Source organism: Quadrisphaera granulorum (assembly GCF_003149145.1).
GTDB classification, from domain to species: Bacteria; Actinomycetota; Actinomycetes; order Actinomycetales; family Quadrisphaeraceae; genus Quadrisphaera; species Quadrisphaera granulorum.
Window position 1 is genome coordinate 1 of the sequence record NZ_QGDQ01000075.1, and the last position, 1,435, is coordinate 1,435.

The following is a 1,435-nucleotide window of genomic DNA, read 5'->3' on the forward strand; positions in this document are numbered from 1 at the left end:
CCCGGAGCCGCTCCCGATGATCAACGGGCCGTCCACATCGACGGCTCGCAAAGATCAAGTTGAGCGGTCACCGCGCGATGTCAGTGAGAACCGACCAAGGACCTCACGAAGGACACCACGCGATGACCACCACCAACTCTGCCCTGCTGACCCTGCTCGCGGAGGCGAACGCCGCCACCGACAACGAACGCATCCGCCTGATCACCGAGCACGCCTACCAGCAGCTCATCGACGCCGAGGCCACCGCCGTCATTGGCGCCGGCCGCTACGAACGCACCGACGAGCGCGTCGCGCTGCGCAACGGCACCCGAGCCAAGACCCTGTCCACCACCGCCGGGGACCTGCACCTGGCCATCCCCCGCACCCGCACCGGCTCCTTCTACCCCTCCCTGCTGGAACGACGCCGCCGCATCGACCGGGCACTCTTCGCAGTGATCATGCAGGCGTACGTCCACGGCGTCTCCACCCGCAAGGTCGACGACCTCGTGCTCGCCCTGGGCGCCACCACCGGCATCTCCAAGAGTGAGGTGAGCCGCATCTGCGCCGACCTCGACCTCGAGGTCGCCGCCTGGCGCGAACGGCCGCTGGGCGAGCACGCCTACCCCTACGTCTTCTTGGACGCCACCTACTGCAAGGCCCGCGCGGGCGGGCGCGTGGTCAGCAGAGCCGTGGTCATCGCCACCGGCGTGACCGCCGCCGGTCACCGGGAAGTCCTCGGCGTCGACGTCGGCGACAGCGAGGACGAGACGTTCTGGAAGGACTTCCTCACCGGCCTCAAGCGCCGCGGGCTGGCCGGTGTGCAGCTGGTCATCAGCGATGCCCACGAGGGCCTGAAGCGCGCGATCGCGAAGTCGATGTCCGGGGCCAGCTGGCAGCGCTGCCGAGTCCACTTCGCCCGCAACCTGCTCGCCCACGTGGCCAAGACCGACGGCGACGTCGTCACCGCCGCCTACAGGACCGTGTTCGCCCAGCCCACCGCCACCGGAGTGGCAGCGCAGTGGGACTCGGTCACCGCGACGCTGGCGCCCACCCACCCCAAGGTCGCCGCGGTGATGGACGCCGCCCGCGAGGACGTGCTCGCCTTCACCTCCTTCCCGCCCAGCCACTGGAAGAAGATCTGGTCGACCAACCCCTTGGAGCGTCTCAACAAGGAGGTCAAGCGCCGCACCGACGTGGTCGGGGTCTTCCCCGACGACGCCGCGCTGCTGCGCCTGACCAGCTGCGTGCTGATCGAGACCCACGACGAGTGGGCCGCCGGGGAGCGCCGCTACCTGTCCGAGGCGTCCATGGCCGCCCTGACCGGCGCCAACATCACCGAGTTGACGACCCCGAACGGAGGTACCGCTCTGGACGCTGCACCAGCAATGACGGCATGATCAGCGAAGCTGACCTCGCAAGGTGACAACGGAAGTACACCACTCCGAGGGACGTGACC

1 protein-coding gene is annotated in these 1,435 nt (G+C 69.1%); it reads left to right on the top strand.

All coding sequences use genetic code 11. From position 1 onward, the window contains the following. Nucleotides 1–122 precede the first annotated feature (122 nt). Nucleotides 123–1,376, top strand: coding sequence for an IS256 family transposase (locus BXY45_RS22745; protein WP_109776812.1), 1,254 nt, complete (start codon nucleotides 123–125; stop codon nucleotides 1,374–1,376). Nucleotides 1,377–1,435: the final 59 nt, after the last annotated feature.

Coding starts and splice junctions, on each gene's coding strand:
- BXY45_RS22745 (WP_109776812.1), top strand. CDS start 123: ATGACCACCACCAACTCTGCCCTGCTGACCCTGCTCGCGGAGGCGAAC.